At 33.1% G+C, this 528-nt stretch carries 1 protein-coding gene; it reads right to left on the reverse strand.

Going from position 1 to position 528, the window contains the following annotated elements; genetic code table 11:
• A partial coding sequence (locus tag ACNOHI_RS25585; RefSeq protein ID WP_420477533.1) for a hypothetical protein occupies window positions 1-472 on the reverse strand: 472 nt, incomplete at its 3' end.
• Window positions 473-528 lie beyond the last annotated feature (56 nt).

Raw genomic sequence — 528 nt, forward strand, 5'->3', positions numbered from 1 at the left:
CTGGATTTACTGCAAATAAAAGAGATGATAAAAAAGCGACGGGGGCTGTTGACGGCACAAAATCAAATGCCTTAAATTTTAATAATTTATCTATAAATAAAAAAACCAAAAGTGAATTTAAAGCATGTAATACAAAACCGGCTGCATGAAATGCTAGTGGATCATATCCAAAGAAATTATAAAGCGAAGTATAATAAAGTTGATTCAAGGGAGCATATTGGCCTTTATAAAACTCGGTTAAAATCGCACGAAAGGTATCCATATGTAAACCATGCTCAGTATATAAATTCTTCGCCACCCACTGATCGTCCCAACGTGTTTGAAAATCCAGTTTAAAAACTGGGAGATAAACCAACAACTCAATCAAAACTAGGACAATTATCGCCAGCCATGGTTTTCTTAAAAATTCTTGATTCAAACAAACTAAATGACCTCTAATCTTATAGATAGCCCTATTTTCATGATTTGCCATTTTTACAATAAATTGGTAAATGAACTCCTAATTCATGCTAGTAGAACCCATAGTTA

The sequence above is a fragment of the Noviherbaspirillum sp. ST9 genome (genome assembly GCF_048799745.1).
Taxonomy (GTDB): Bacteria; Pseudomonadota; Gammaproteobacteria; order Burkholderiales; family Burkholderiaceae_D; genus Noviherbaspirillum.